This window comes from Ruegeria sp. CDSC042 (assembly GCF_059610745.1).
On sequence record NZ_JBXWOF010000013.1, the window covers coordinates 63,677 to 85,603 of the forward strand.

Genomic DNA, 21,927 nt, shown 5'->3' on the forward strand with positions numbered 1-21,927 from the left:
CGCATACGGCTGTAGCGGTGCCATAAATTGGCCGCTCGACGCACTATTGGACTGGCTCAAAACCAATCGAAAATGAAACCAAACATGGCTCAGACGATCACCAAAAGCGCGAAAGACATCGCAAAGGTGGCTACGAAAGCGGTGCCTGCGATCAGTGCCGAAGAGGCATTGGCCTTGGAAGGTTCGCCCGATCACGTTTTTGTCGATCTGTGCGATGGTACGGAACAGGCCAAAACCGGCGTCATTGAGGGTGCTGTCGCATCGTCGCGCGGCATGATGGAATTCCACATCGACCCGGAAAGTCCTGCGCACAAGCCGGAGTTCAGTCAAGATAAGACTTACGTGTTCTATTGCTCATCGGGTGGGCGTTCTGCCATGGCGGCGGTGGTGGCCATGGATATGGGACTATCGCCCGTTGTGAACCTGACCGGAGGCGTTGGTGCCTGAAAAAAGGCCGCGGGCGCGCTGGAATAAATCATGGAACCTTCAACAAATTTCCCAAATCTCAATATGGCAGCAAAGCCTAAAGTCGAAGGGTTCTTTGATCCTGCCAGCAACACGATTTCTTATGTCGTGAAAGACCCCGCATCTAACGCCTGTGCAATAATCGACAGCGTTCTGGATATGGATTACGCCGCCGGGCGGATCACTTACGACAGTGCCGATCGCTTGATCGACGCCATCCAGTCACAAGGCTTGTCGGTAGAATGGATCATTGAAACCCATGTCCATGCCGATCACCTGTCTGCTGCACCCTATATTCAGGATAGGCTGGGTGGCAAAATGGGCGTTGGTGCAGGCATCATCGAAATTCAGGACACCTTCGGCAAAATCTTCAACGAAGGCACGGAATTTCAACGCGACGGGTCGCAGTTTGATGCTTTATTCGAGGATGGTGACACCTACACCATTGGCGAAATGACAGCCTTTGTGATTGCCACGCCGGGCCACACACCAGCCTGCATGGTGCATGTGGTTGGCGACGCCGCCTTTGCCGGTGACACGCTCTTTATGCCTGACGGCGGCTCAGCCCGCGCAGACTTTCCGGGTGGTGATGCAGGGCAGCTTTACGATTCTATCCAAACCGTGCTGAGCCTGCCGGGCGAGATGCGCCCGTTCATCTGCCACGACTATGGCCCCGGTGGGCGCGCCATCGCGTGGGAGACCACAATTGGCCAGCAACGTGCCGACAACATCCATGTGGGTGCTGGCAAATCGCGCGAAGATTTCATCAAGTTCCGAACAGAGCGTGACGCGCAACTGGCGATGCCCAAACTGATCATTCCGTCCCTGCAAGTGAACATGCGGGCCGGCGAAATCCCGTGCGACGAAAGCGGCGCACCTATGCTGAAAGTTCCACTCAATGACCTATGAGGGCGAAATGCAAAACGATGATTTGATCCTGCGGGCTGACATCGATGGCGTTACCGTTCTGACTCTGAACGCGCCCATGTCGATTAATGCGTTGTCAGAGGCGATGCTACGCGCTCTGTCTGACACATTTGACGAAATCGCAGAAGATCGCAGTGTCAAAGCAGTGATCTTGCGTACCGGCGGCAATCACTTTTGCGCGGGTCATAACCTCAAAGAAATGTCGGCGCGCCGGGCGGATGCCGACGGTGGATTTCAGTATTTCCAAGACCTGTTTGCGACGTGTTCGGCGATGATGCTTCGGGTGGTGCGCTTGCCGCAACCTGTAATCGCCGAGGTCAAAGGGATTGCCACAGCGGCGGGGTGTCAGCTTGTTGCGTCCTGTGATCTGGCGGTGGCCGCCGACAACGCAACTTTCGCAACATCGGGCGTGAATATCGGGCTATTCTGCTCAACCCCGATGGTCGCGCTTTCGCGCAATGTGCCGCGCAAGCTGGCGATGGAAATGTTGCTTTTGGGGGAATTCCTGCCCGCAGCCCGCGTCGCCGAAATGGGGTTGGTCAACCGCGTGGTGCCCTTGGCGGAACTGGAAGCGGCATCCACAGAAATGGCTAGGATCATTGCCTACAAATCGCCGTCCGCCGTCAAGATCGGCAAGCGTGCCTATTACGAACAGCTCGAAATGCCGCTGGAAGAGGCCTACGCCTTTGCCGGTCGCACGATGGCGGAAAACATGATGGCCAAAGATGCCGAGGCCGGTATCGGGGCCTTCACCCGCAAAGAACCGATGCCTGAATGGACCGGGGAATGATCTACGAGGGCCCGGAGCTTGCCCGTAATGCAGCGAACCACACCGCCCTGTCACCGGTTTCGATCCTCAAACGCGTCGAGCGCGTGCATCCAGAGCTTCCGGCGCAAATCCGTGGCCGCATCCGGCGCAACTGGGGCGAGGTCGCGGAACGTTGCAAACGGCTGGCCTCTGCCCTGGCCAAACGCGATATCGGCAAGGGCGATACCGTCGCCCTGATTGCGCCGAATATCCCCGAGGCGCTGGAATGCGCGCTGGCTGTGCCCATGTTGGGCGCGGTTCTGAACGCGAACAACACGCGGCTGGACGCGGGCACGATCGCTTATATTCTGGATCACGGCGACGCCAGGGTTTTGTTGGTCGATACCGAATTTTCCGATCTGGCCGCTGAGGCCGTCGCCCAATCGGGCCGTGACCTGTTGGTCATCGATATCGAGGATAGTGAAGGCCCGGGCGGCGAGAAAATCGGCACGTTGACCTATGATGCGCTGCTGGCGGAAGGCGACCCGGATTTTGCCTATTCCTTGCCGGAGGATGAGTGGGACGCACTTGCTCTGAACTATACGTCAGGCACCACAGGACGGCCCAAGGGTGTTGTCTATTCCCATCGTGGCGCCTGGACCAACGCGGTCAACAATGTCGTCACATGGGAAATGCGGCATCATCCGGTTTACCTGTAGACGTTGCCGCTGTTCCACTGCAATGGCTCGTGCTTTCCCTGGACAATCACCATGCTGGCCGGGACGCATGTGTTCCTACGTGCGCCAAGGGCCGACGCGATTTATAACGCCTTCGCCGATCATGGCGTCACCCATCTTTGCGGAGCGCCGATCATCATGTCGATGATCTCGGGCGCAGAGGAAAAACGCGACTTTCCGCAAAATATCAATATGATGACCGCCGCCGCCCCACCTCCGGCCAGTGTGATTGCAGGAATGGAGGCGATGGGCATCTCGATCACCCATGTCTATGGCCTGACTGAGGTCTATGGCCCCGCGGTGGTTTGCGCGGAAAAACCCGATTGGGCAGCACTGCCAGCGGAAGAACAGGCAAGCCCGAAAGCCCGTCAAGGCGTCGCGTATGAATTGCAGGAAGACGTGCTGGTCCTGAACCCCGACACATGTGCGCCCGTGCCATGGGATGGTGAAACGCTGGGCGAAATTGTTTTTCGCGGCAACATCGTCATGAAGGGCTATCTGAAAGCGCCCGAGGAAACCGCCAAAGCCTTCAAGGATGGCTGGTTCTGGTCGGGTGACATCGCCGTGCAGCATCCCGATGGCTATATCGAGATCCGCGACCGGTCCAAGGACATCATCATCTCGGGCGGCGAAAACATTTCGTCCATCGAGGTGGAAAAGGCGCTTTATTCGCATCCTGCGGTCAGCCTCTGTGCCGTCGTGGCGATGCCGAATGAGAAATGGGGCGAAGTGCCTTGTGCCTTTGTGGAGCTTTCCGGCGAGGCCACCGAGGATGAGCTTCTGGCGCACGCCAAAGCCCGTCTTGCGGGATACCAGCGGCCAAAGAAGGTGATCTTTGGTGAGCTGCCCAAGACCAGTACCGGAAAAATCCGCAAAAACGAACTCCGAGATTTGGTCCGCGCAAATAGCTGAACTCCCACACAATTAACTGGATACACGTCATGTCCCATGAACTTAGCTTTGCCCAATTCAGCTTTGGAACACAGGTCCGAAAATCCCCTTACTCCGACGCAGCCTTGCGTTGGGGGGCCAAAGGATTTTCCGTCTACAACCACATGTACATCCCCCGCGATTTTGGCGATCCGAGGCAGAATTTCTGGAATCTGGTCAATGAGGCGATCCTGTGTGACGTCTTTGTCGAGCGTCAGGTCGAGATCAAAGGACCGGACGCGGCAAAATTCACCCAATTCCTCAGCTGCCGTGATCTTTCGAAATGTGAGGTCGGACAATGTAAATACGTACTGATTACCGACCAGAGCGGCGGGATCATCAACGATCCGATTCTTCTGAAACTGGCCGAGGATCATTTTTGGCTGTCTATTGCGGACAGTGACGTCCTGCTCTGGGCGCGCGGTATTGCGGTGAATTCCGGCATGGATGTGGAGATTTCCGAACCCGACGTGTCACCGTTGCAGCTGCAAGGCCCCAAATCCCGCGACGTTCTGCGCGCAGCCTTTGGCGATGCCCCGACCGAGCTCAAATACTACCGGTTCATGGAATTTGACTGGGACGGCGTGCCTTTGATTATTTCACGCACCGGATGGTCAAGCGAGCTTGGTTACGAGATTTTCCTGCGCGACGGATCACAAGGTGACCGGCTTTGGGAACATCTGATGGTCGTTGGCACTCCTTTGGGTCTCAAGCCCGGCCATACATCGAGCATTCGCCGGATCGAGGCGGGCATGTTGTCGTATCACGCGGATATGAACCTTGCGAACAACCCCTATGAGCTGGGTATGGGGCGTCTTGTCGATCTGGACACGGAGGCTGATTTTGTCAGCAAGGCGGCCTTAACCAAGATCAAGGAACAGGGCGTGTCGCAACAGCTAGTCGGTCTGGAAATTGACGGTGATCCTTTTATCGGATCCAATGATTTCTTTTGGCCCATTATCAAGGGTGGCGTGCAGGTCGGCGCGGTCACGTCTGCGATCTATTCCCCAAGACTGGAAAAGAACATCGCACTTGCGATGATCAGCATCGACTACGCAGCATCAGGCGGGGTCCTACAGGTAGATAAGTTGAGCGAAATGCGTATGTGCACTGTCGTGCCGATCCCGTTTTACGATCCCAAGAAATCACTTGCCTCAGCGAGCTGAATGGGCCGCTGCATAGGTTTGGTCGCCTGTGCAGCGAAGCGTTTCCCCTCGATGTAATCCGCGTAAAAGAATACGGAGCATAAGTGAATTCCCTGACTACGATCATAGAAAACGACGGTTTCGTATTGCCGAATTGGAAGCAGACATTGAACAGCCTCATCTGACTGGTCTAAGTTGATTGTTAGGGTCAGGATCCATTAATTTCCGTTTTGCGGCGTGATTCACGGTTCAAAAACGAGCGGTGAACATGTCTGATTTCTTCTGACTTACGGATGCGCAAATGGCGCGTCTGGAGCCGTTTTTCCCGAAGCCCCACGGCAAGCCGCGCGTCGATGACAGGCGTGTGTTGAGCGGGATTATCTTCATCAATCGGAGGTTTGCGGTGGTGGGATGCCCCTGCCGCCTATGGACCGCACAAGACGCTGTACAATCGATGGAAACGGTGGAGCGACAAGGGCATCTTCGCGCGAATGATGGCCGGTCTGGCCGCCGAGCACGGCGAACAGAAGACTGTAATGATCGACGCGACCTATCTGAAGGCTCATCGGACAGCGACCAGCATGGGCGTCAAAAAGGGGGGCGTGGACGCCTGATTGGCCGAACCAAGGGCGGCTTGAACACCAAACTGCACGCCATCTGCGACAGTCAGGGACGCCCGCTGAACCTGTTCATAACCGCAGGACAGGTCAGCGACTACATCGGTGCTCGGGCTCTGTTCAGCGGCATACCGAATGTCGATTGGCTACTCGGAGATCGCGGGTACGATGCCGATTGGCACCGAAAAGCGTTGCAAGACAAAGGGATACGCGCTTGTATCCCCGGTCGGAAGCAGCGCAAGACAACGGTGAAGTACGACAAGCGCCGATACAAACGCCGCAACCGGATCGAGGTCATGTTTGGCAGGCTCAAGGATTGGCGCCGTGTGGCAACCCGTTACGACAGGTGCCCGAAGGTCTTCCTCTCAGCAATCGCCCTCGCAGCTCTCGTCATCTATTGGCTATGAGTCGTCAGCAGAGAGTCCAAAGCGGCCTTTATCTATCTACGCCTATATCGGAGAATTGGGTTTTCTGGGCCGATCACTCGAAATCACCATTTTGGGTCATCAAAAGCCAACTTCGCGCATGTCAATTCCGGCTGGGTGTTGGAAAATGGGACCGAGAAATGTAATCTCTGCTCATCTCCATTGATTGGAGATGAAGTGGCCTGCACGCCGCTAGACCGTTCAGAAGGACGTCGAACGCGATCGTTCGAAATTTGACGGTTTTGAATAAGATGTTCATTTTCAAATGCTTGGGGGGGGGACGCATGAGCTATTTCGACCTTGGGACCTATTCACGGCCCGGCGCATCCGCATCAAATGAAGCGCAAACGTGGTTCGACCGCGGTCTGAACTGGACCTTTGGCTTCAACCACGAAGAGGCGGCGGATTGTTTTCGCAAGGCGATTGCAGCGGATCGCGCCTGTGCGTGGGCCTATTGGGGGTTGGCCTTTGCGATTGGTCCAAACTACAACAAAGAGTGGGATTTTTTCGAGCTTGAGGAGCGGATCTCGGTCCTGAAAGAAGCGCACGAAGCCCTGTCGACGGCCAAGGCGCAAGCAGGCATCAACACAGTCGCCGCGGCGATGATCGAGGCGCTCACGGCGCGGTATCCGACCGACCCGGAAGTCGAGGATTTCGGTCCGTGGAACGACGCATTCGCTGATGCGATGCGCCCGATCTACGCGGCCCACCCGAACGACCTTGAGGTGGCGACAGTGTTTGCTGAGGCGCTCATGAATCGCACCCCCTGGGGGCTTTGGGACATTGAGAAAAATCAACCTTCAGACGGCGCGTCGACAGAAGAGGCGCGAAACGTTCTCGAAACCGCATTCTCAAACAACGCTGGTGCTTGGGACCATCCGGGGTTGTTGCACCTCTATATCCACCTAATGGAGATGTCGCCCTGGCCCGAGCTGGCCCTGTCGCATGGGGATCGCCTGCTGGATCTTGTGCCGGATTCCGGGCATCTGGTGCATATGGGGACGCACATCGACGTGCTGTGTGGTGACTACCAGAATGTCATTTGGCGAAATCACCGGGCCGCGGAAGTTGACGAAGCATATGAAGCCTACGCGGGAGCCCAGAATTTCTATACTGTCTACCGTTTGCATAACATCCACTTTGAGGCCTACGGCGCGATGTTCATGGGGCGAAAGTCGCAGGCGCTTGCCGCTGCAACGCGGCTGCAGGAAGTCCTGCCGCGCGAAACGGTCGCGTACCTTCCCGTATTGTTTGAAGCCTTCTGGGGTATGCGTATTCACGTGTTGGTGCGGTTCGGCATGTGGCAGGCGCTGTTGGATGAGACGCTTCCTGAAGATCAGGCGCTCTTTTGCTTCACTACCGCGCTGACCCTTTACGGGCGCACCGTCGCCCTGGCCAACCTGGGGCGCATCGACGAGGCCCGCGCGGCATTTGCGGAATTCCGTGCTGCACAGGATAAGGTCGGCGAGGATCGCTTCATGTTCAACAACGAAGCCCGCGACGTCTTGAAAATTGCGGCGGCTATGGCCGAAGGTGAGTTGCTATACAAATCAGGCGAGGTTGAGAACGGCCTTCTACGTCTGGAGGCGGCCATCGCTGCGTCTGACGGGCTGGTCTACGATGAACCCTGGGGCTGGATGCAACCACCGCGGCATGCGTTGGCTGCCCTGCTGATGGATCAGGGCCGGTTCGCCGAGGCCGAGCCGATCTACCGCGCAGATCTGGGTCTAGATGATACCCTGCCACGCCCGGTTCAACACCCGCGCAACGTCTGGTCGCTCCACGGGCTGCACGAGTGCCTCGAGGCCCGCGGAGAAGAGGTTGAGCGGCGCCACGTCGCGGAGTTGCTTGACCAAGCGCTGGCTAGGGCAGAGGTCCCCATCCGAGCATCGTGTTATTGCAGAAGCGCTGCTGCAGAATAGATGCGATGGAAGTTAATTTAGTCCGACACGCTGTACAATTCACGAAGCGAACCAAAAAATGGGGTTTTGATACCGCATCAATCGACTGCTTTGCACCCAAAGCAACCTACCCGCAAATGACGGCGAATGCCCATTTCATTTGGCGAACTTGACAATTTGCCCCTTTCGGCGGTCCTCCGAAACGTGGCGACTGAGGAGATGTTGGATGCCTGACAATCAGGAACAGGACACATTTGCCGCCCTCGAAAGGCGCGAATGGGCCAAGTGCGATGTGGCACAGTCCTATGCCGAGGTGTTTGCCAAGGCGGCGGACATGGTTGTCCCACACCTGGTCGCTGCGGTTTGTGCTGGACCGGACACTCGTGTGCTCGATTTGTGCTGCGGACATGGCAATGTATCCGCAGGCCTTTTCAACACAGGTGCTCGCGTAACGGGCCTTGATTTCTCACCCGCCATGCTTGAGATGGCGCGGCTGGCGGTGCCACAGGCTCAGTTCGTTGAAGGCGATGCGATGGCCTTGAGCTTTGAAGACAATACGTTTGACGCTGTAACAATTGGCTTTGGGATGCCGCATATGCCGGACCCCCCGAAAGTGTTGGCAGAAGTTCGCCGTATTTTGCGCGACGGCGGTCGGCTGGCGTATTCGGTGTGGTGCGGGCCCGAAGTTGACACTGCACTGGGGTATGTTTTTGGCGCCATTGAGGAACACGGGTCGCCAGAGATTGCCTTGCCACCGGGTCCCGGGGCAAATGATTATGCCGATCCGACTATCGCCTTTCCCGTACTCGCCAAGGCCGGTTTTTCAGATTGCCATCAAACCTTCGTCGCGTCGAAATGGCAGGTTAGTGATCCGGGCGCACCGTTCGATTTCTTTCTTGAAGGAACGGCCCGAGGTGGCGCCCTTTTACGCCCTCAACCTACAACGAATTCGGCCGCAATCCGAGCGGCGGTTGTGGCCAAAGTTCTGGCAAAGCACGGTACGGGTCCTGAATGGGACGTGCCAATTCCGTCTGTCGTGACCTCGGCGGTCGTTGCCTAGCCGATCGGAACGATGTGCTGAAATGCGCGTCGTCGCCATTCATCCAAGTGTCCGGATTGTCCCGCGTTTTGTCTGTTCACACGCGTGCCGCAAAAGTCGTTTCGTACCAGAGCGGCCCTCGGTGCAAGTCGCGGCATAGGTTTAAGGAGAGCCCGAAGTCTCAGTTGCCGCGCTTCGTACGAATGTCCGCTAGGTATTTCGACGAGGTGTAAGCCTTGTGATTTGGATAGCAGTTTTGTTGGCTCCATTTACGGCCGCACTTATGGAGCGGCTATTCCGAGACCTCGTGGGCGGCAAAGGCATCCGCATAGCCAGGATGCCAGCGCGACAGCGCGGGCCGGTTATGGATAATATCACCCAAGGCCCATTCGACGCGTTTCCTGTCGCGGGCTTCTGAGACATCGTTGTCGGGGCAGAGAATATAGAAATCTCCGTTCGACATGCGCTGCAGCAGATAGTCGATCGCCTCGTCGCTTGACCATGCCGCTGCGGGCTTTTCGGGCATGAGCTTCTGGATCATGCCCGTGTAGGTAAAGCCGGGCACAAACAAATGGGCGCTGATCTCGGCACCCGCCTCGCGCAGCTCGTGGGCCAGCATCTCGGTCATGACCTTCACAGCGGCCTTGCTGGTGTTATAGGCGGCGTTTCCGGGCGGCGTGGTGATCCCCTGTTTCGAGCCTGTGTTGATGACCACGGCAGGGCGCGCTGTGGCGATCATCCGCGGCAGGAAGGCGTGCACTCCGTTCATGACGCCAAACAGATTGACCTCTATCAGTTTCCGCCAGTTCTCGCTGTTTTCCCAACTGCCGGTCGGCAACGCAATCCCGGCATTATTCATCAAGACAGCCACTTCTCCGAGTTCAAAGACCTGATCGGCGAGATCCGTCATGGCTGCGGCGTTGGTCACGTCCGCGGGTATCGCCCGAACCGTCTGGGACGTATCCGCCAGTTCGATCAAATCCGGCTCGGCTTTGTCCAGCGCCTCTCCCGGAAGATCGACCAGCACAACACCCAGACCCGCCTGCAAGAACCGTTTGGCCGCAGCGAAGCCCACGCCGCTTGCCGCCCCGGTGACAACAGCCAGGCCGCCTTTATCGATTGCTTTTTGGTACATGTTGTTCCCTCTCTTGATGACGGGTCACGTCGTGTTTCAGGGCGCCATCTTTTGTTTAATGCCCCCGATAAACGCCGCATCGTCTTGTTGTTTGCGGGCATCCAGCAAAGCCTCGGCATCAGGTCCTGCGCGATACCGCAAACGGTCGCCGGTGTCGTTGGCCGCGTCCCAAATCATCTCGGCAACCGTCTCTGGCGCAGAAGGGTTCGATGCGAGTTTGCCGAACAGGCGCCCCATAGCTTCGGCCATCGGCACGTAGTCTGACAGATTTTCATCCATCGCAAAATCGAACGAGCTGCCGCCGAAATTCGTTTGGATCATGCCAGGCTGAACAATACGCACCCGTATGCCCAACGGTTCCAACTCGTAGTGCAGGGCTTCGGACAGACCTTCCACCGCAAACTTGGTACCGTGATAAAGCGCGCCCAGCGGGAAGGTGATCTGCCCACCGATAGACGAGATATTGATCACCGTGCCGGAACGGTTTTGACGAAAGTGGGGAAGCACCGCTTTGGTCACCTCCATCAAGCCGATCACGTTGGTGTCGAACTGGCGTCGGATGCGGTCCATCGTAAAGGCTTCGAGCGCGCCATAGGCCCCATAGCCTGCATTGTTCAGCAAAACGTCGATCTGTCCAAAGCGTTCGATGCCCCCTGCCACGGCCGTCGCGATTGAGTCGGCATCCGTCACGTCCAGCCGCGCCAGGTGGACGTTCTCCAAATTGGCAAGATCCGAGCCGCCGGTAGGGGTCCGCATCGTGGCAACGACGTTCCATCCCTTGGCCTGAAAATACCGGGCCGTTGCCGCGCCGATACCGGACGACGCGCCGGTAATTAGAATGGTCTTCATATCTTTGATCCCCTGATGCCTTTGCGCATAATACTCAAGAATTCTGTGGGAATCTTTTTCTATTCTCCAAAAAATTAGCACATTTCTCCAGAAACGGAGTTTTTTTAAGAAATAAGACTGCGCCCATGCTAAAGGAGGACAAACCAAGGGAGGCGGACATGGAACCCCAGGATTTGTTGGGCTACGTTTCGACACTGCTTGACCAGAAAGGGATCGGCCAGGGCGTTCTTCAGCATGAAGAAAGCGGGACGGTGTTTCTGACCCATCCGACGCCAACCCAACAAGAGGCCAATGTCTACCGTCCTCTTTTGTGTGCGGTGCTGCAGGGCGCAAAGGAGGTTGGCACCAGCACGAGAATCCTGACAGTTGGGGCTGGGCAATCAATGATCGTCAGCAATGCCTTGCCCGTGGTCTCGCAGGTCACCAATGCAACGCCCGAGCATCCCTATGTCGCACTCGTATTCCCTTTGGATCTGGATGTGATGCGCGCCTTGGCGTCGTCGCTGCCACCGTCATCTGGTGCCCGTGTATCGGACCCGTTTTCGATTTGCCTCGCAGATACGGATGATGCGTTACAGGACGCGCTGTTGCGCTATTTCCAACAGTGCGAAACCGATGAGACACGGTGCATGCTCGCCCCCATAACAGCGCGGGAAATCCATGCCCGCCTGTTGATTGGCAAGCATGGCGGCACGCTTCAGAAACTGGTGTGGCATGAAAACGTGGCCAGCAGAATCTTTGTAGCGACACACGAAATCCGCTCTGATCTGGGTCGGTCACTGAGTGTTCCCGAGCTTGCCGGGCGTGTTGGTATGAGCAACTCGGCCTTTTTTGAGCAGTTCAAGGCGGTCACTGGAACGTCTCCCTTGCAATACCAAAAGGACCTGCGGTTGATGCAGGCCCGCAACGAGCTGCGCACAACCGGGTCGAAAGTGTCCGAGATTGCCTATGGCGTCGGATACGAAAGCTCGGCCCAGTTTTCGCGGGAATATGCACGCAAATTCGGATGCTCCCCAAGACACGATCGAGTTTCTATGGCCGTCCAATAAGGCAAAAAGTAACAAATTCAAACGTCACAGCTCTATTACGGACAAGAGCCTTTCAGCCCGGCCAATTTCCGAAAGCAGCCGTAGGCGCATTCGCAGCGAAAGTCGGCTGCGTCCCGCAATGTGTGAGTTCGAGCAGCGCCAAAGTTTGCACTTGCAGCGAATGACCGAAATGCGGGCTGCGTCCGCAGAATGCCAGCGGGGTGTTGAATGCTTTTTATGGGCCGCTCAGTGCTTTTTGGCCGCGTGCGCGGTAAAATTGCACAATAACCAGTTCTTCACGTCAGAGCTGTGCGGCATTTTGCACTTGGCACCGTGCGGAAGGAGTGCGGTGTTCATTGCTGTTAATGCCTCCGAGCGGCGACGCCCTAGGTGGCACCTGATTGACATTTTGGGTATTTTGGCGCAAAATAAAGGCATATTTAAACAGCATTAACACTATTCCAAATTTGCAAATCACACTTGGTCGAGATTGGTGTAAAGCGTCCTATTTGGCGCAATTCCCAAGAGAAATTGACAGAAGTTCATTTTTAAAACGGAGGCTTACTTTAGCTATGTCCAGTCTTATTCAATCTGTTTTCGGTCGTGTCACCCAACAGGAGAACGGTCAGCCCGTACACGGTATATTGGTCAAGATTCAGGCGGTATTTGGGGATGGCTGGCGCAAGCGAGACGGCTGTAAGATCGATCTTGGATGCGTCCTGACGGCCGCCGATGGCCGATTTGTGCTCATAGTGGATTCGTCGAAAATACCCGAAGACTGTCGATGTGCAGGTCCGATGGAATTGCGGATAAAGCTGCGCGACCGCGATGGCGTGCGCATCCATAAAGCCCGGCTCAAGATTGAGGATTGTTCCTGCACCGACGATATTAAAATCGACGTCGCCATCCCGGCAAAGAAGCTGGCGTGTCACCTGAGGCGCCCGTTAAGCTGGGCTGCACCGGATAAGCCGTTTTTGCCAGAAAGCGTTCTTGATGACATTGAGGAAGCGCTTGAGCTTGCGGATGCTGATCGGTTGCTGCGCAAGCGCACTCACTTCTTTGAGTGCATCCGCCCGACGCTTGCGATTTTTGACAACTCGCTTAGTGATGCCTGGAGTGTTCTGAACGGAGACGTCGCTGCCAAGGGGCGCTATGTGGATGTCCTCAATGCTCTTTGTGCCACGTCGCCAACAGGCTGCGGCTGTGGCGGCGCATCCGGGGATGATGCAGGCGGTATCTTGCAGGACATTTTTTCCGACGACTGCAATGATGACAGCTGTAGGCCCATCAAATCCAAACCCAACCCGGTGTGCTGTTCCGACCATGTCTGCCCGACCGGTAAGTCCCTGATCGCTGACAAAGACATGAGCTTGATGGTCTTTGCGGCCATGCATGTATCCTGTGGTCACAGACCAACAATGATCAAATACGTCGGCGCGCTGCTTGAACAACGTTGCCGGTTCCAGGTGTTGACCGCGCTTCATGAAGCAGCTGTCAACCTGATTTGCAAGAAGCCGCACGCAGGGCGTCATTTTAAGGATCTGCTCGAATATGTGATGTGCATCTGCACCGGTCAAACCTCTTGTGGACAAGTGCCTTGCTGTCAAACTTGTGTCCGCCAGCCCATCCTGGATTGCATCACGGATGCATATAGAAACTGGTGCAGTATCGAATGCTACACCGTGACCAAGATCAACCCAGAGCGTGCCTGCCCCGGTGACACGGTTGCGATCTGCGGGTGCGGGTTTGGCGATATTGCGGGGCAAGTGCAGTTCACCCAGCATGGCACGATGAACCCCGGTCCGATCGCTGTGCCGACCTCGTGGTCAGACGAACGCATCTGCGTGATCGTCCCGTCCAGTGCAGGATGTGGTTTGGCGATCATTCCTCCGACCCAAACGATCAGCGTCTGCGATCGTTTCCTGGACTATCGAAAAAGCGGCACGATGTTGGCTGAGTTCGAAGGCACAAGCGCTGACATTCTCAAGTTTATCGTCAAAGGGCATCAGAACGACGACTGCCTGTTACCCGGCGAGGTTCTGAAAATCCGCTGGAAGGTCTGCGCCGCTGACTCAGTGACTGTGCGCATCGTCAATACAGACACCGGCTCTGCCATTGCGCAGATTTCACCGGCCCCCGATCTGGGACGCTGGGACTTCGATCAGACTGACTTCGACCAAACGACCCGAGTGCGGGTCGAAATCGTCGTGACCGGTAAATGTAAACCTCCTACAGTAAGTCAGGGCTTAGACCTCGTTTTCCAGAACCCGCCGGATCTATCCATCGACGGGGTCGAGGTAACGCAGGCGATTCAGTATTTCCGTGCCAACCAGCATCTGACTGATCCAGCTGACCGCGGCCCGGACAACTCCCTTCAACTTGTTGCCAATAAATCGGCCTGGGTGCGGACATATCTGCGCAGTGGGCAGGATCCGAATTTCGATAATGGGCAGCTCGGCAATGTCAGTGGCACACTTCAAGTGGAACGCCGGGTTGGTGGGATCTGGTCCACGGTAGCCAATATCGTTCCGACCAATGCCCCGGTGACAGCGCAGGACAGTTTCTCGAGCTACGACGCAGAGAGACGCGACATTGATGCGACGCTGAACTTCATTATCCCTGCCAACGTGATGACCGGGCTCTTGCGCCTTTCTATCACTGTCTCGTCGCCAGACGATTGCTATGGAGGCAGCGGCACGGCCCAACAGCTTGTTGATGTCGATCTTGAGCAAGAGTTGCGCGTTGCAGCCGTCACAATTGGCTATAACGGTCCACCGATGGGCGGCGGCGCCAATATTACTTTGCCTGCCCCCAACGCAGCGCAAGTTGCCGCTGATACCAGCTTTGCGCTTCGGGTTTTCCCGGTAGGCAGTACGCCCAACGTGCGGATCATCGACAGTCAGACAACAACACAAGGTCTGACAAACAACAATTTCCCAGCGGGGGGATGCGATCCCAACTGGACGCCGATCCTGAATTTCGTGGCTAACGCGCGCACGAATGACGGTAATCAGGGCGATTGGCTTTACTATGGACTGGTCAATGCGGCGATCCCGCGCTCGCATGGCAACACAGGATGCGCCAGCGGCGGCAACGGCGCTGGCTTGTCCGGTAGCCCGGTCACGTTGGCGCATGAGTTGGGCCATCAGGCGGGTTTACCACATGCCCCATGTGGCACGGTCGGCACGCCAAACGCGAGCTACCCGCTTTACGAGCCTTACGATACCGGCATGACAACGACCGATAGCAATGGCAACACTGTCTATTCGGATGCGAGCATCGGCGAATACGGCCTCGACACAAATGACGGGACAATACACCGGCCAGCCAACAGTGAGGATCTGATGGGTTATTGCGGCCCCCGGTGGGTCTCGATCTTTACGCATAACTATATGCTGAACCGCGCCGAATTTGACCCGGTGGCGCTGGCAACAGGCGTGTCTGGCGGCAATTCGGTGGGGGCAGGCGCCATGGAAGTCGACAGGCAAGACCAGATGCGTCCTTTCGTGACGATCGTGGGAGAGGTCGGCAAAGACATGCAGGTCTCGGTCGCAAGCCTCGTACGGGTTCCAACCCGGCCCTTGCGTATGTCTGGCGCGCGTACCGATCTAGTTTTGCAGTTGATCGGGGACAAGGACGAGGTGATCTCATCTGCGCCGGTGTTCACAATGGATAATCACGACGCCAATGGCGATGGCTGCGGTTGCGGCGGAGGCGATAAAAAGGATCCGCCTAAACCGCCGTATAGTTTCATTGCGGCAATGGGCGATGTCGGCTCTGGAATTGCTATCCGCATCTGCCAGGGGGACGCAGTCATATGGGAGCGCAAGCGACCGACACGGCCGGTTAAATTGGCTTCGGCTGAAGCCAGCATTGGCAAGTCTGGTCTAAAGGTTTCCTGGAAAACGACCGGGGCCAAGCGTAGTTACGATCCCGATATTTGGCTGCAATGGTCTTCTGATGGTGAACGCTGGAACGGGCTCAGGGTTGGTGCGAGAGGTAACAGCGTAGAGATCGACCCCAACACCATTCCGGTCGACAAGGTTTGGATTAGGGTCCTTGCTCATGACGGTTACTTCACCGCAACGGCAGACACCAAGCAAGTTAAACTGCCACCAGCGCCACCCGAACTCGCCATTATTCACCCCTCTGAGGGGCAAGTGGTGCGCCCGGACCGACCGCTGCATCTCTGGGGTACATTCACTGGCCGCACCGAAGCAAAATCTGTTGAATGGTATCTGGACGGCAAGAAGGTCGCCAAAGATCTGGATGCTTGGATCGATGTACCCAAGCTAGGTGAGCATGTGGCGGAGCTGCGCGTCAAAGGCGCAAACCCGGTAACTGTCAAGTTTTCTACAGGAGCGCGCTAGATAGCTGGCTTCGATGTGCTGAAAGGGAACTCGATCCAATGCTAGCATCCAGGGCTGACGCCTGAGATCTGGCAAGTGTTAGCCCACAACGCACCCTTCAGGTAGCAGCCGCCGCCGTCTAGAGATCAGATTAGATGTCGTTCGCCATTCCCTGGTGCGGTTTGTTTGCGCGACGGGTGAAAAACCAATGCTTTGCCCATTCGGCACAAAGGCCACGTTTATAAAGAGGCGCCCTTATATACTTGGATTAGTAGTTGGCGGTACTGGTTCTCAATAGACTTAATTATTCTGTCACTGGAGAAAACAACATTTATGACCAGCCCAAAATTGACAGGAGCATCCGGTGACGATCTCATTCAAGGGCTCGCATTTCCCAAAAGATGTGATCTTGCACGAGGTGTTTTTCTATCTGCGCTACTCAGTGTCGTATCGGGATCTGGAAGAAATCCTGGCTGAGCGCAGAGTTAAGGTTGATCACGCGACGCTGAACCGTTGGATCGTCAAATATGCGCCATTGATTGCCGACAAGGCACGTCGCCAGAAGCGAAACTGCGTCCGCCTCTGCAACGCTCGATGGGATTGAAGTTGCGCAGATGATCAGGAAGGGTCAGTTCGGAGTCGGAATCTGCCCGTTCAAGCAGTTTGCGAACCTAACCGCTTGAACTTAATAAATTCCAACCAGCCCTCACACTTCAGAGAATTTTGCGACAAAGCCGCTAAGATCATACCGAACTTGCGAATTCGGACCAACGGTGGCTCTTCCCGCAATATGCGGTCGGAAGGGCAGAGTAGATGAACGGCAGATTCCTTTCGCGAGCTGTTAGTTCGTAGACCTGCCGATTTCGTGGCTGCGGCGAATGTCTCCTTTGATGAGCTGCAGCGCAGTGGTGGGACAAATCTGCCAATGGCGGGTTCGGGCCGCCCGTTCATTTGCACACAGCGTCTGGAAAAATCGCAAAGGTTAGCTACAGTAGTCAGTGTTCAAGCGTCCGCTTCAACACAATGCTTTGCTGCTACCTAACAGTTGCGTGAGATTTCGGGATAGGTCTAAGAAAGTTATGCCCTCCTAGCAATCTCAATTCAATACTGAAGAATATGAATTATTTGGCGGAGATTTAAGTGCGACTTAGCGTGGGCATCGCTGTGTCAATTCTGGTGGCTGTGTCTATCGGAGTGTCGACCTTTATTGTCCATTCCCTATGGTGGACGACTGCGCGCGACAATAGCCGCATGCTTGCAGCTGAAATCAACGGCCAGATCGCGAACACTGTCCGCATCGAGGTGGGGGTGACGCTTAGGTCGGCCGAAGCCGCCTGGGCAGCCGTTCGCACGATCTTTGTCCAGAACGTCATCGCGACGCGACAGGCCGACAAGCGCGAGTTTGTTTTTCTGTCGCAACTGCAGGCGCAGCCGAATATCTCATGGATGTTCTTTGGCTGGCCCGATGGCAATTTTTTCGCGTCGCACCGTTTAGGTGACGGCGGGCTTGAGATGATTGAAATCGACAAGGGAATCCGCGATCGAATGCTGCGGAAGGATCGCTACATCTTTATCCCGGGTGACATTCAGTTCGAGGAGCGGACCTTTACTGAAACATCCTATGATCCGCGCGAACACGCCTGGTTTGAAAACTTCATGGGGCTCAGCTCTGCGGGGTGGATCGAAACGCGCGACCTTCCGGACAGTAAAAAAACCGTTTACGCTTTTGCTGGTCCGATAGACGTCAACCGAACGCGGCAAGGTGTTCTGGCCGTTGCAATCGAAACGGATCGTTTGTCACGTTTTCTCGCCACGCTTGCGCCCGGCGAATTCGGCGCGGCATTTATTCTGAACGCTGACGGCAAAGTTATTGCGGTACCTGATGCAGAAGCGGATGAGATTACCCCGGCGCGCATGGGCGAAGGGAAGCTTTTTGAAGTTGCCATGATCTCAGGCGAAAGGTTGTTGGCAGACCCCCAAGCGAATGCCCAGGGCACGTTGACGAAACGTGTCGTCATCGACGGCGTGCCTTATGCGGTGGCGCTGACGCCACTGGGGTTTTACGGCTGGCGCGTTGCCACGGTCATACCCGAAGCGGCGTTTCTGTCGAGCATCGATGAAGCGCTGATAAACTTGATATACGTTTTGATCGGTGTGGTGGTCGTCGCAACCGGGCTGGCGATCTGGCTGATCCGAAGCATTGTCGCAAATCCGTTGGCACGCATCGCCGAAGATCTTGGCAAAATCGAACGCTTTGACGTCGAACGCATTGAGCGCAGACCCTCCAGACTGTCTGAGCTTGCCAATCTTTCTGCGGCAACCGCGAGCATGGCCGCTGGTTTGTCCGCTTTCCGAAAATACGTGCCCACCGATCTCGTGCGTATGCTGGTTGCTGAGGGCATCAAGATACAGCCGGGCGGAGAAATGAAACAGATCTCTGTGTTGTTTTGCGATGTAGCGGGTTTCACAGGGCTGTCCGAAAAACTTGGCCCAAATATTGTCCAGCTGATGGAGCCCTTTTTCAGCGCAGCCTCTGCGGCCATTACTCAAAACGGTGGGACGATCGACAAGTTTATTGGCGATGCTGTGATGGCGTTTTGGGGGGCGCCGCGTAAAGATGCCAACCACGCTGAAAATGCTTGCCGCGCAGCGCTGGACCTTGTCGCTGCCGTGGGCGCGTCCGGAATTGAAGATGAGGCCGGCAACCCCCTACGCGTCAGGATCGGGGTGAACAGCGGCGAGGCTCTGGTCGGAAATATCGGATCAGAGCAGCGGTTGAACTACACCGCGATTGGTGATGTCGTGAACGTTGCCAGTCGGTTAGAAGGGGCCAACAAAGACTATGGAACACTGATCCTGGTCGGGCCGGAAACGAGGCGACAGGCCGCTGACACAATCGTGGTCCGTGAGTTGGACACGCTTACCGTGTTTGGACGTGTTGAAGAGCTGGTGGTCTACGAACTGATCGCGATGGCGGATGGGCGTGTTGGATCATTTGCCTGGATAGAGGCTTATGAACAGGGCCTTACACATTATCGGACAGGGCGGTTTGAAGAGGCCGTTGCCGCCTTTGCGGCCGCAGACCAGGCGCGAAACGGAGACCCCGCCTCAGTCGCCATGATGGCCCTCGCCCAAGACCTGTTAGACAGGCCGCCAAAGGAAGGCTGGCGTGCGGTTACTAGCACCAACAAGAACCAGTAGGAAACTTCCGTTAAAGTTAAGGGGCTTTGGGAACGTCCGACAAGTCTTGCGTTGTGTGTGCTCAGCGCGCCGGGGACTTCGCTCTCGCAGTGAATGTCCGGAAAGTGGGTTGCGACCGCAGCATCACCACCCGGTAGCCAATGTCCGGTTTGGGCCGTCTAGGAAAACGACCCTGTGGCTCTAAATTTCAAAAAGCTTCCGCAATGGCCAATGTGTCCTCCAACTCTAGGCCAGGATACCGTACCGTCCTATCCATTTTTGTATGTCCAGGCAAAAGTCGCTTATTGCGCAGATTGTCAATGTTTCTGCAGATCTGAGTAACCTTGGTTCACCTCTTAGAATGCGTTCCGTTGGTGCTCGCCTCAAGGTTTATGGGCTTCACCCATTCCCGGACAATCCGCACATACTGGCGGGTCGAGACGAGCGGGCGCTCATGAATAGCCGAAATTAACATGCCCGTCGTTTGCTAATGTCACTAATACTCTTAAGGTGAATGGAGCCTTAGGAGGCCTTAATGAAAAACCTAATTTTGATTTCGGTCTTGGCCGCTACTAGTACTGCGACCAGTGCCGAGGAGCAACGCATCGAGCTTAATAATTTCTATCCGCTTTCTCAGGAAAACTTTGACCTTGGTGATCATATTTTCCACATCGCCGACAACAAAGGAGGATTTGAAGTTATCGAAGGTCCTGTTGACGGCGGGCTTGCTCGATGCCTTGGATCGGGGTTCGGTTACCAAGATGGGACCAACTCAATCTCCGGAATATGCATTTTTGGTGAGGGCGAAGACACTTTCACGATGCGTTGGAAAGCAGGTGAAAAAGGCGCGGCTAACTCTTGGGAAATTATCGTCGGAACCGGGCGCTATGATGGAATGACTGGCGAGGGCATAGCCACGACGGACATTGTGTCGATGTACCAAGCACTACCTTTGAGGCGAACCCACATAGTAGGAACCGTGGAAATCCCTGAGTGAAATGTTGTCCCTGAGTTTATGACGGGTAGGGCCGTTGGATTGATCGTGGGAAGCAGGGCATGGGAAAACGTTACTGTTGCTCCAATGTTCGGTAGGCGATGGCGTCAGACATCATACACATCACAGAGAGCAGCATTTCGCGGTTGCCGACGCAATATAAGCCGTCCCAACAAAGCGCTCTTACTTCGAGGCCTTGAGTTGTTCGTCCAGATCAGAGAACGATGCGGCCCAGAATTCTGCCAGGAACGCTGAAACCTCCTGTTCTGAGATTTCCGACCTATTGCCCTCGGCATCCGTCGCTTGACCCATTGTGTATCGCAAGTCGGTGCCGGTGTTCGTTTGCGTCAGCTGATATGTCTCGGGCAGGCTTACTCCAGTGCGCGCCGGATCCTGGATGCAGGTCGAGAAATAGTCGAACGGCTCCCAATCAGTGATGCGATAGAAAAAGTCCGCCAGTTCGTGAGAGCAATGATATCCCGACCCGTTGCCGAGGCGCCCTTGCGGGCTGTCGACGGTGATTTTCTGTACGCGGTTCATCCATTTCAGCTTTAGTTCCGGCGCGACCAATGCCTCCCAAACCACCGCGATTGGCGCATCGAAGTGATGGAAATATGTCCAAACGCCGTCTTCTTCGGTCAGGAAATGACGCTCGCGGTTTGCACGCAAACGTTCCCACGATTTTGCCAAATCGTAGACCTTCATCGAAACCTCGCCAAAATGTTCGATGTCCTGTGAAAACGGTTCCACTATGCCTTTGATATCCATGGCGTTTGCAGCGGCCTCGCTGAACAGCGCGTAACTGCGCACACCGGTGGCTTCAACAACGTTCGTCTTGGCCATTCGGTGGACCAGAATAACGTCGGTGCCGGAAAAGTCCGTTACCGGGCCAAGTTGCATTTCTTCGAACTGGCCATGGTGGGCGATAACCTTCAAATCCAGCCCTCCGACATTGGCACACGCGTTGCAGGTACAGGTTGTGTTGGCAATTATGTCCTGCCGACGAAGAGCAAATGCGTTGTAGAGATTTTCGCAGATGGTCAGGAAGGTCTCGCCGGAGGGGAAATCCTGCCGCGTCGAATATGCCAGAACGGCATCGCCTTCGGTTTTCCAGAAATGGAGCGGATCACCCACCTGTTCGATCAGTACGCCCAGCAAGGATTGCAAAATCGGATTAGCGTGATCCATTTCCGAAGTGGTCAGAAACTGTGTGTATCCGGAAATGTCGGCGATCAACAGATATCCAGTTTGTGTTGACATGGCACGCTCCCCAAAAGAGTGTTTGGCGTGGTTATTTTGACCTACAAAGGGTTCAAAACCACTTTGGGTCCAAATGCGCCTTAGACGGTCATCTTGATGTGTAGGCTGGAGCTCAGACGGAAAGTTGCCGGTGAGAGCCCGAAGTGGTTACCAAGTTCCGCAAAACAGCCCCTAAATGGCGCCGCCGCTATAGCGACG

The 21,927-nt window shown here is 55.7% G+C and carries 16 protein-coding genes and 3 pseudogenes; 14 read left to right on the plus strand and 5 right to left on the minus strand.

What is annotated here, in order from left to right:
* The first annotated feature begins 84 nt into the window (after nt 1–84).
* From AC2FHX_RS19810 to AC2FHX_RS19850, 9 genes and pseudogenes are all read left to right on the plus strand, one after another.
* A complete protein-coding gene (locus tag AC2FHX_RS19810) occupies nt 85–447 on the plus strand; it encodes a rhodanese-like domain-containing protein (protein ID WP_496703443.1) in 363 nt (120 codons plus the stop codon).
* A gap of 63 nt (nt 448–510) precedes the next feature.
* Complete coding sequence (locus tag AC2FHX_RS19815; RefSeq protein ID WP_496703441.1) at nt 511–1,374, plus strand: MBL fold metallo-hydrolase; 864 nt, start codon at nt 511–513, stop codon at nt 1,372–1,374.
* 7 nt (nt 1,375–1,381) lie between these two features.
* Complete coding sequence (locus AC2FHX_RS19820; protein ID WP_496703439.1) at nt 1,382–2,182, plus strand: enoyl-CoA hydratase; 801 nt, start codon at nt 1,382–1,384, stop codon at nt 2,180–2,182.
* Nucleotides 2,179–3,366: pseudogene (locus tag AC2FHX_RS19825) on the plus strand (AMP-binding protein); the annotation flags it as partial. The gene AC2FHX_RS19820 and the pseudogene AC2FHX_RS19825, both read left to right, overlap by 4 nt.
* Nucleotides 3,364–3,789 carry an AMP-binding enzyme gene (locus AC2FHX_RS19830; RefSeq protein WP_496703493.1) on the plus strand — a complete coding sequence of 142 codons (426 nt, stop codon included), beginning with the start codon at nt 3,364–3,366 and terminating at the stop codon, nt 3,787–3,789. The pseudogene AC2FHX_RS19825 and the gene AC2FHX_RS19830, both read left to right, overlap by 3 nt.
* 29 nt (nt 3,790–3,818) lie before the next feature.
* The gene (locus AC2FHX_RS19835; RefSeq protein WP_496703437.1) at nt 3,819–4,973 is read left to right on the plus strand and encodes a glycine cleavage T C-terminal barrel domain-containing protein; all 1,155 of its coding nucleotides are present in this window, start codon (nt 3,819–3,821) and stop codon (nt 4,971–4,973) included.
* A gap of 277 nt (nt 4,974–5,250) precedes the next feature.
* Nucleotides 5,251–5,976, plus strand: a pseudogene (locus AC2FHX_RS19840) (IS5 family transposase); the annotation flags it as partial.
* A gap of 302 nt (nt 5,977–6,278) precedes the next feature.
* The gene (locus AC2FHX_RS19845; protein WP_496703433.1) at nt 6,279–7,916 is read left to right on the plus strand and encodes a hypothetical protein; all 1,638 of its coding nucleotides are present in this window, start codon (nt 6,279–6,281) and stop codon (nt 7,914–7,916) included.
* 205 nt (nt 7,917–8,121) lie between these two features.
* The gene (locus tag AC2FHX_RS19850) at nt 8,122–8,955 is read left to right on the plus strand and encodes a class I SAM-dependent methyltransferase (RefSeq protein ID WP_496691949.1); all 834 of its coding nucleotides are present in this window, start codon (nt 8,122–8,124) and stop codon (nt 8,953–8,955) included.
* Between the two features lie 271 nt (nt 8,956–9,226).
* On the opposite strand, the gene AC2FHX_RS19855 is transcribed toward AC2FHX_RS19850, so the two are convergent.
* A complete protein-coding gene (locus AC2FHX_RS19855) occupies nt 9,227–10,069 on the minus strand; it encodes an SDR family NAD(P)-dependent oxidoreductase (protein ID WP_496691950.1) in 843 nt (280 codons plus the stop codon).
* Between the two features lie 36 nt (nt 10,070–10,105).
* Nucleotides 10,106–10,918 carry an SDR family oxidoreductase gene (locus tag AC2FHX_RS19860; RefSeq protein ID WP_496703431.1) on the minus strand — a complete coding sequence of 271 codons (813 nt, stop codon included), beginning with the start codon at nt 10,916–10,918 and terminating at the stop codon, nt 10,106–10,108.
* A gap of 158 nt (nt 10,919–11,076) precedes the next feature.
* Here AC2FHX_RS19860 and AC2FHX_RS19865 point away from each other — a divergent pair, with 158 nt between their 5' ends.
* Complete coding sequence (locus AC2FHX_RS19865; protein ID WP_496703429.1) at nt 11,077–11,967, plus strand: AraC family transcriptional regulator; 891 nt, start codon at nt 11,077–11,079, stop codon at nt 11,965–11,967.
* 545 nt (nt 11,968–12,512) lie between these two features.
* On the opposite strand, the gene AC2FHX_RS19870 is transcribed toward AC2FHX_RS19865, so the two are convergent.
* Together AC2FHX_RS19870 and AC2FHX_RS19875 are read right to left on the minus strand one after the other, a co-directional pair.
* Nucleotides 12,513–12,878 carry a hypothetical protein gene (locus tag AC2FHX_RS19870; protein WP_496703427.1) on the minus strand — a complete coding sequence of 122 codons (366 nt, stop codon included), beginning with the start codon at nt 12,876–12,878 and terminating at the stop codon, nt 12,513–12,515.
* A 12-nt stretch (nt 12,879–12,890) separates the two neighbouring features.
* On the minus strand, nt 12,891–13,523 hold the full coding sequence (locus AC2FHX_RS19875; protein ID WP_496703425.1) for a hypothetical protein: 633 nt from the start codon (nt 13,521–13,523) through the stop codon (nt 12,891–12,893).
* Nucleotides 13,524–13,628: 105 nt separating this feature from the next.
* Here AC2FHX_RS19875 and AC2FHX_RS19880 point away from each other — a divergent pair, with 105 nt between their 5' ends.
* The 4 genes and pseudogenes from AC2FHX_RS19880 to AC2FHX_RS19895 all read left to right on the plus strand — a co-directional run bounded on the left by AC2FHX_RS19880 (nt 13,629) and on the right by AC2FHX_RS19895 (nt 20,472).
* Nucleotides 13,629–16,316, plus strand: coding sequence for a hypothetical protein (locus tag AC2FHX_RS19880; RefSeq protein ID WP_496703423.1), 2,688 nt, complete (start codon nt 13,629–13,631; stop codon nt 16,314–16,316).
* Nucleotides 16,317–16,659: 343 nt separating this feature from the next.
* Nucleotides 16,660–16,863, plus strand: a pseudogene (locus AC2FHX_RS19885) (IS6 family transposase); the annotation flags it as partial.
* Between the two features lie 572 nt (nt 16,864–17,435).
* Complete coding sequence (locus AC2FHX_RS19890; RefSeq protein ID WP_496703421.1) at nt 17,436–19,496, plus strand: adenylate/guanylate cyclase domain-containing protein; 2,061 nt, start codon at nt 17,436–17,438, stop codon at nt 19,494–19,496.
* A 514-nt stretch (nt 19,497–20,010) separates the two neighbouring features.
* A complete protein-coding gene (locus AC2FHX_RS19895) occupies nt 20,011–20,472 on the plus strand; it encodes a hypothetical protein (protein WP_142640399.1) in 462 nt (153 codons plus the stop codon).
* A 180-nt stretch (nt 20,473–20,652) separates the two neighbouring features.
* Here AC2FHX_RS19895 and AC2FHX_RS19900 read toward each other — a convergent pair whose 3' ends face one another.
* Nucleotides 20,653–21,729: a DUF2652 domain-containing protein gene (locus tag AC2FHX_RS19900; protein WP_496703419.1), complete on the minus strand. Its 1,077-nt coding sequence runs from the start codon at nt 21,727–21,729 to the stop codon at nt 20,653–20,655.
* Between the last annotated feature and the right edge of the window lie 198 nt (nt 21,730–21,927).

What these genes read in the sequence shown, in the direction of transcription:
- AC2FHX_RS19865 (WP_496703429.1), top strand. Translation starts at nt 11,077, where the DNA reads ATGGAACCCCAGGATTTGTTGGGCTACGTTTCGACACTGCTTGACCAG.
- AC2FHX_RS19845 (WP_496703433.1), top strand. Translation starts at nt 6,279, where the DNA reads ATGAGCTATTTCGACCTTGGGACCTATTCACGGCCCGGCGCATCCGCA.
- AC2FHX_RS19830 (WP_496703493.1), top strand. Translation starts at nt 3,364, where the DNA reads ATGAAGGGCTATCTGAAAGCGCCCGAGGAAACCGCCAAAGCCTTCAAG.
- AC2FHX_RS19810 (WP_496703443.1), top strand. Translation starts at nt 85, where the DNA reads ATGGCTCAGACGATCACCAAAAGCGCGAAAGACATCGCAAAGGTGGCT.
- AC2FHX_RS19815 (WP_496703441.1), top strand. Translation starts at nt 511, where the DNA reads ATGGCAGCAAAGCCTAAAGTCGAAGGGTTCTTTGATCCTGCCAGCAAC.
- AC2FHX_RS19860 (WP_496703431.1), bottom strand. Translation starts at nt 10,918, where the DNA reads ATGAAGACCATTCTAATTACCGGCGCGTCGTCCGGTATCGGCGCGGCA.
- AC2FHX_RS19895 (WP_142640399.1), top strand. Translation starts at nt 20,011, where the DNA reads ATGAAAAACCTAATTTTGATTTCGGTCTTGGCCGCTACTAGTACTGCG.
- AC2FHX_RS19850 (WP_496691949.1), top strand. Translation starts at nt 8,122, where the DNA reads ATGCCTGACAATCAGGAACAGGACACATTTGCCGCCCTCGAAAGGCGC.
- AC2FHX_RS19900 (WP_496703419.1), bottom strand. Translation starts at nt 21,729, where the DNA reads ATGTCAACACAAACTGGATATCTGTTGATCGCCGACATTTCCGGATAC.
- AC2FHX_RS19855 (WP_496691950.1), bottom strand. Translation starts at nt 10,069, where the DNA reads ATGTACCAAAAAGCAATCGATAAAGGCGGCCTGGCTGTTGTCACCGGG.
- AC2FHX_RS19820 (WP_496703439.1), top strand. Translation starts at nt 1,382, where the DNA reads ATGCAAAACGATGATTTGATCCTGCGGGCTGACATCGATGGCGTTACC.
- AC2FHX_RS19835 (WP_496703437.1), top strand. Translation starts at nt 3,819, where the DNA reads ATGTCCCATGAACTTAGCTTTGCCCAATTCAGCTTTGGAACACAGGTC.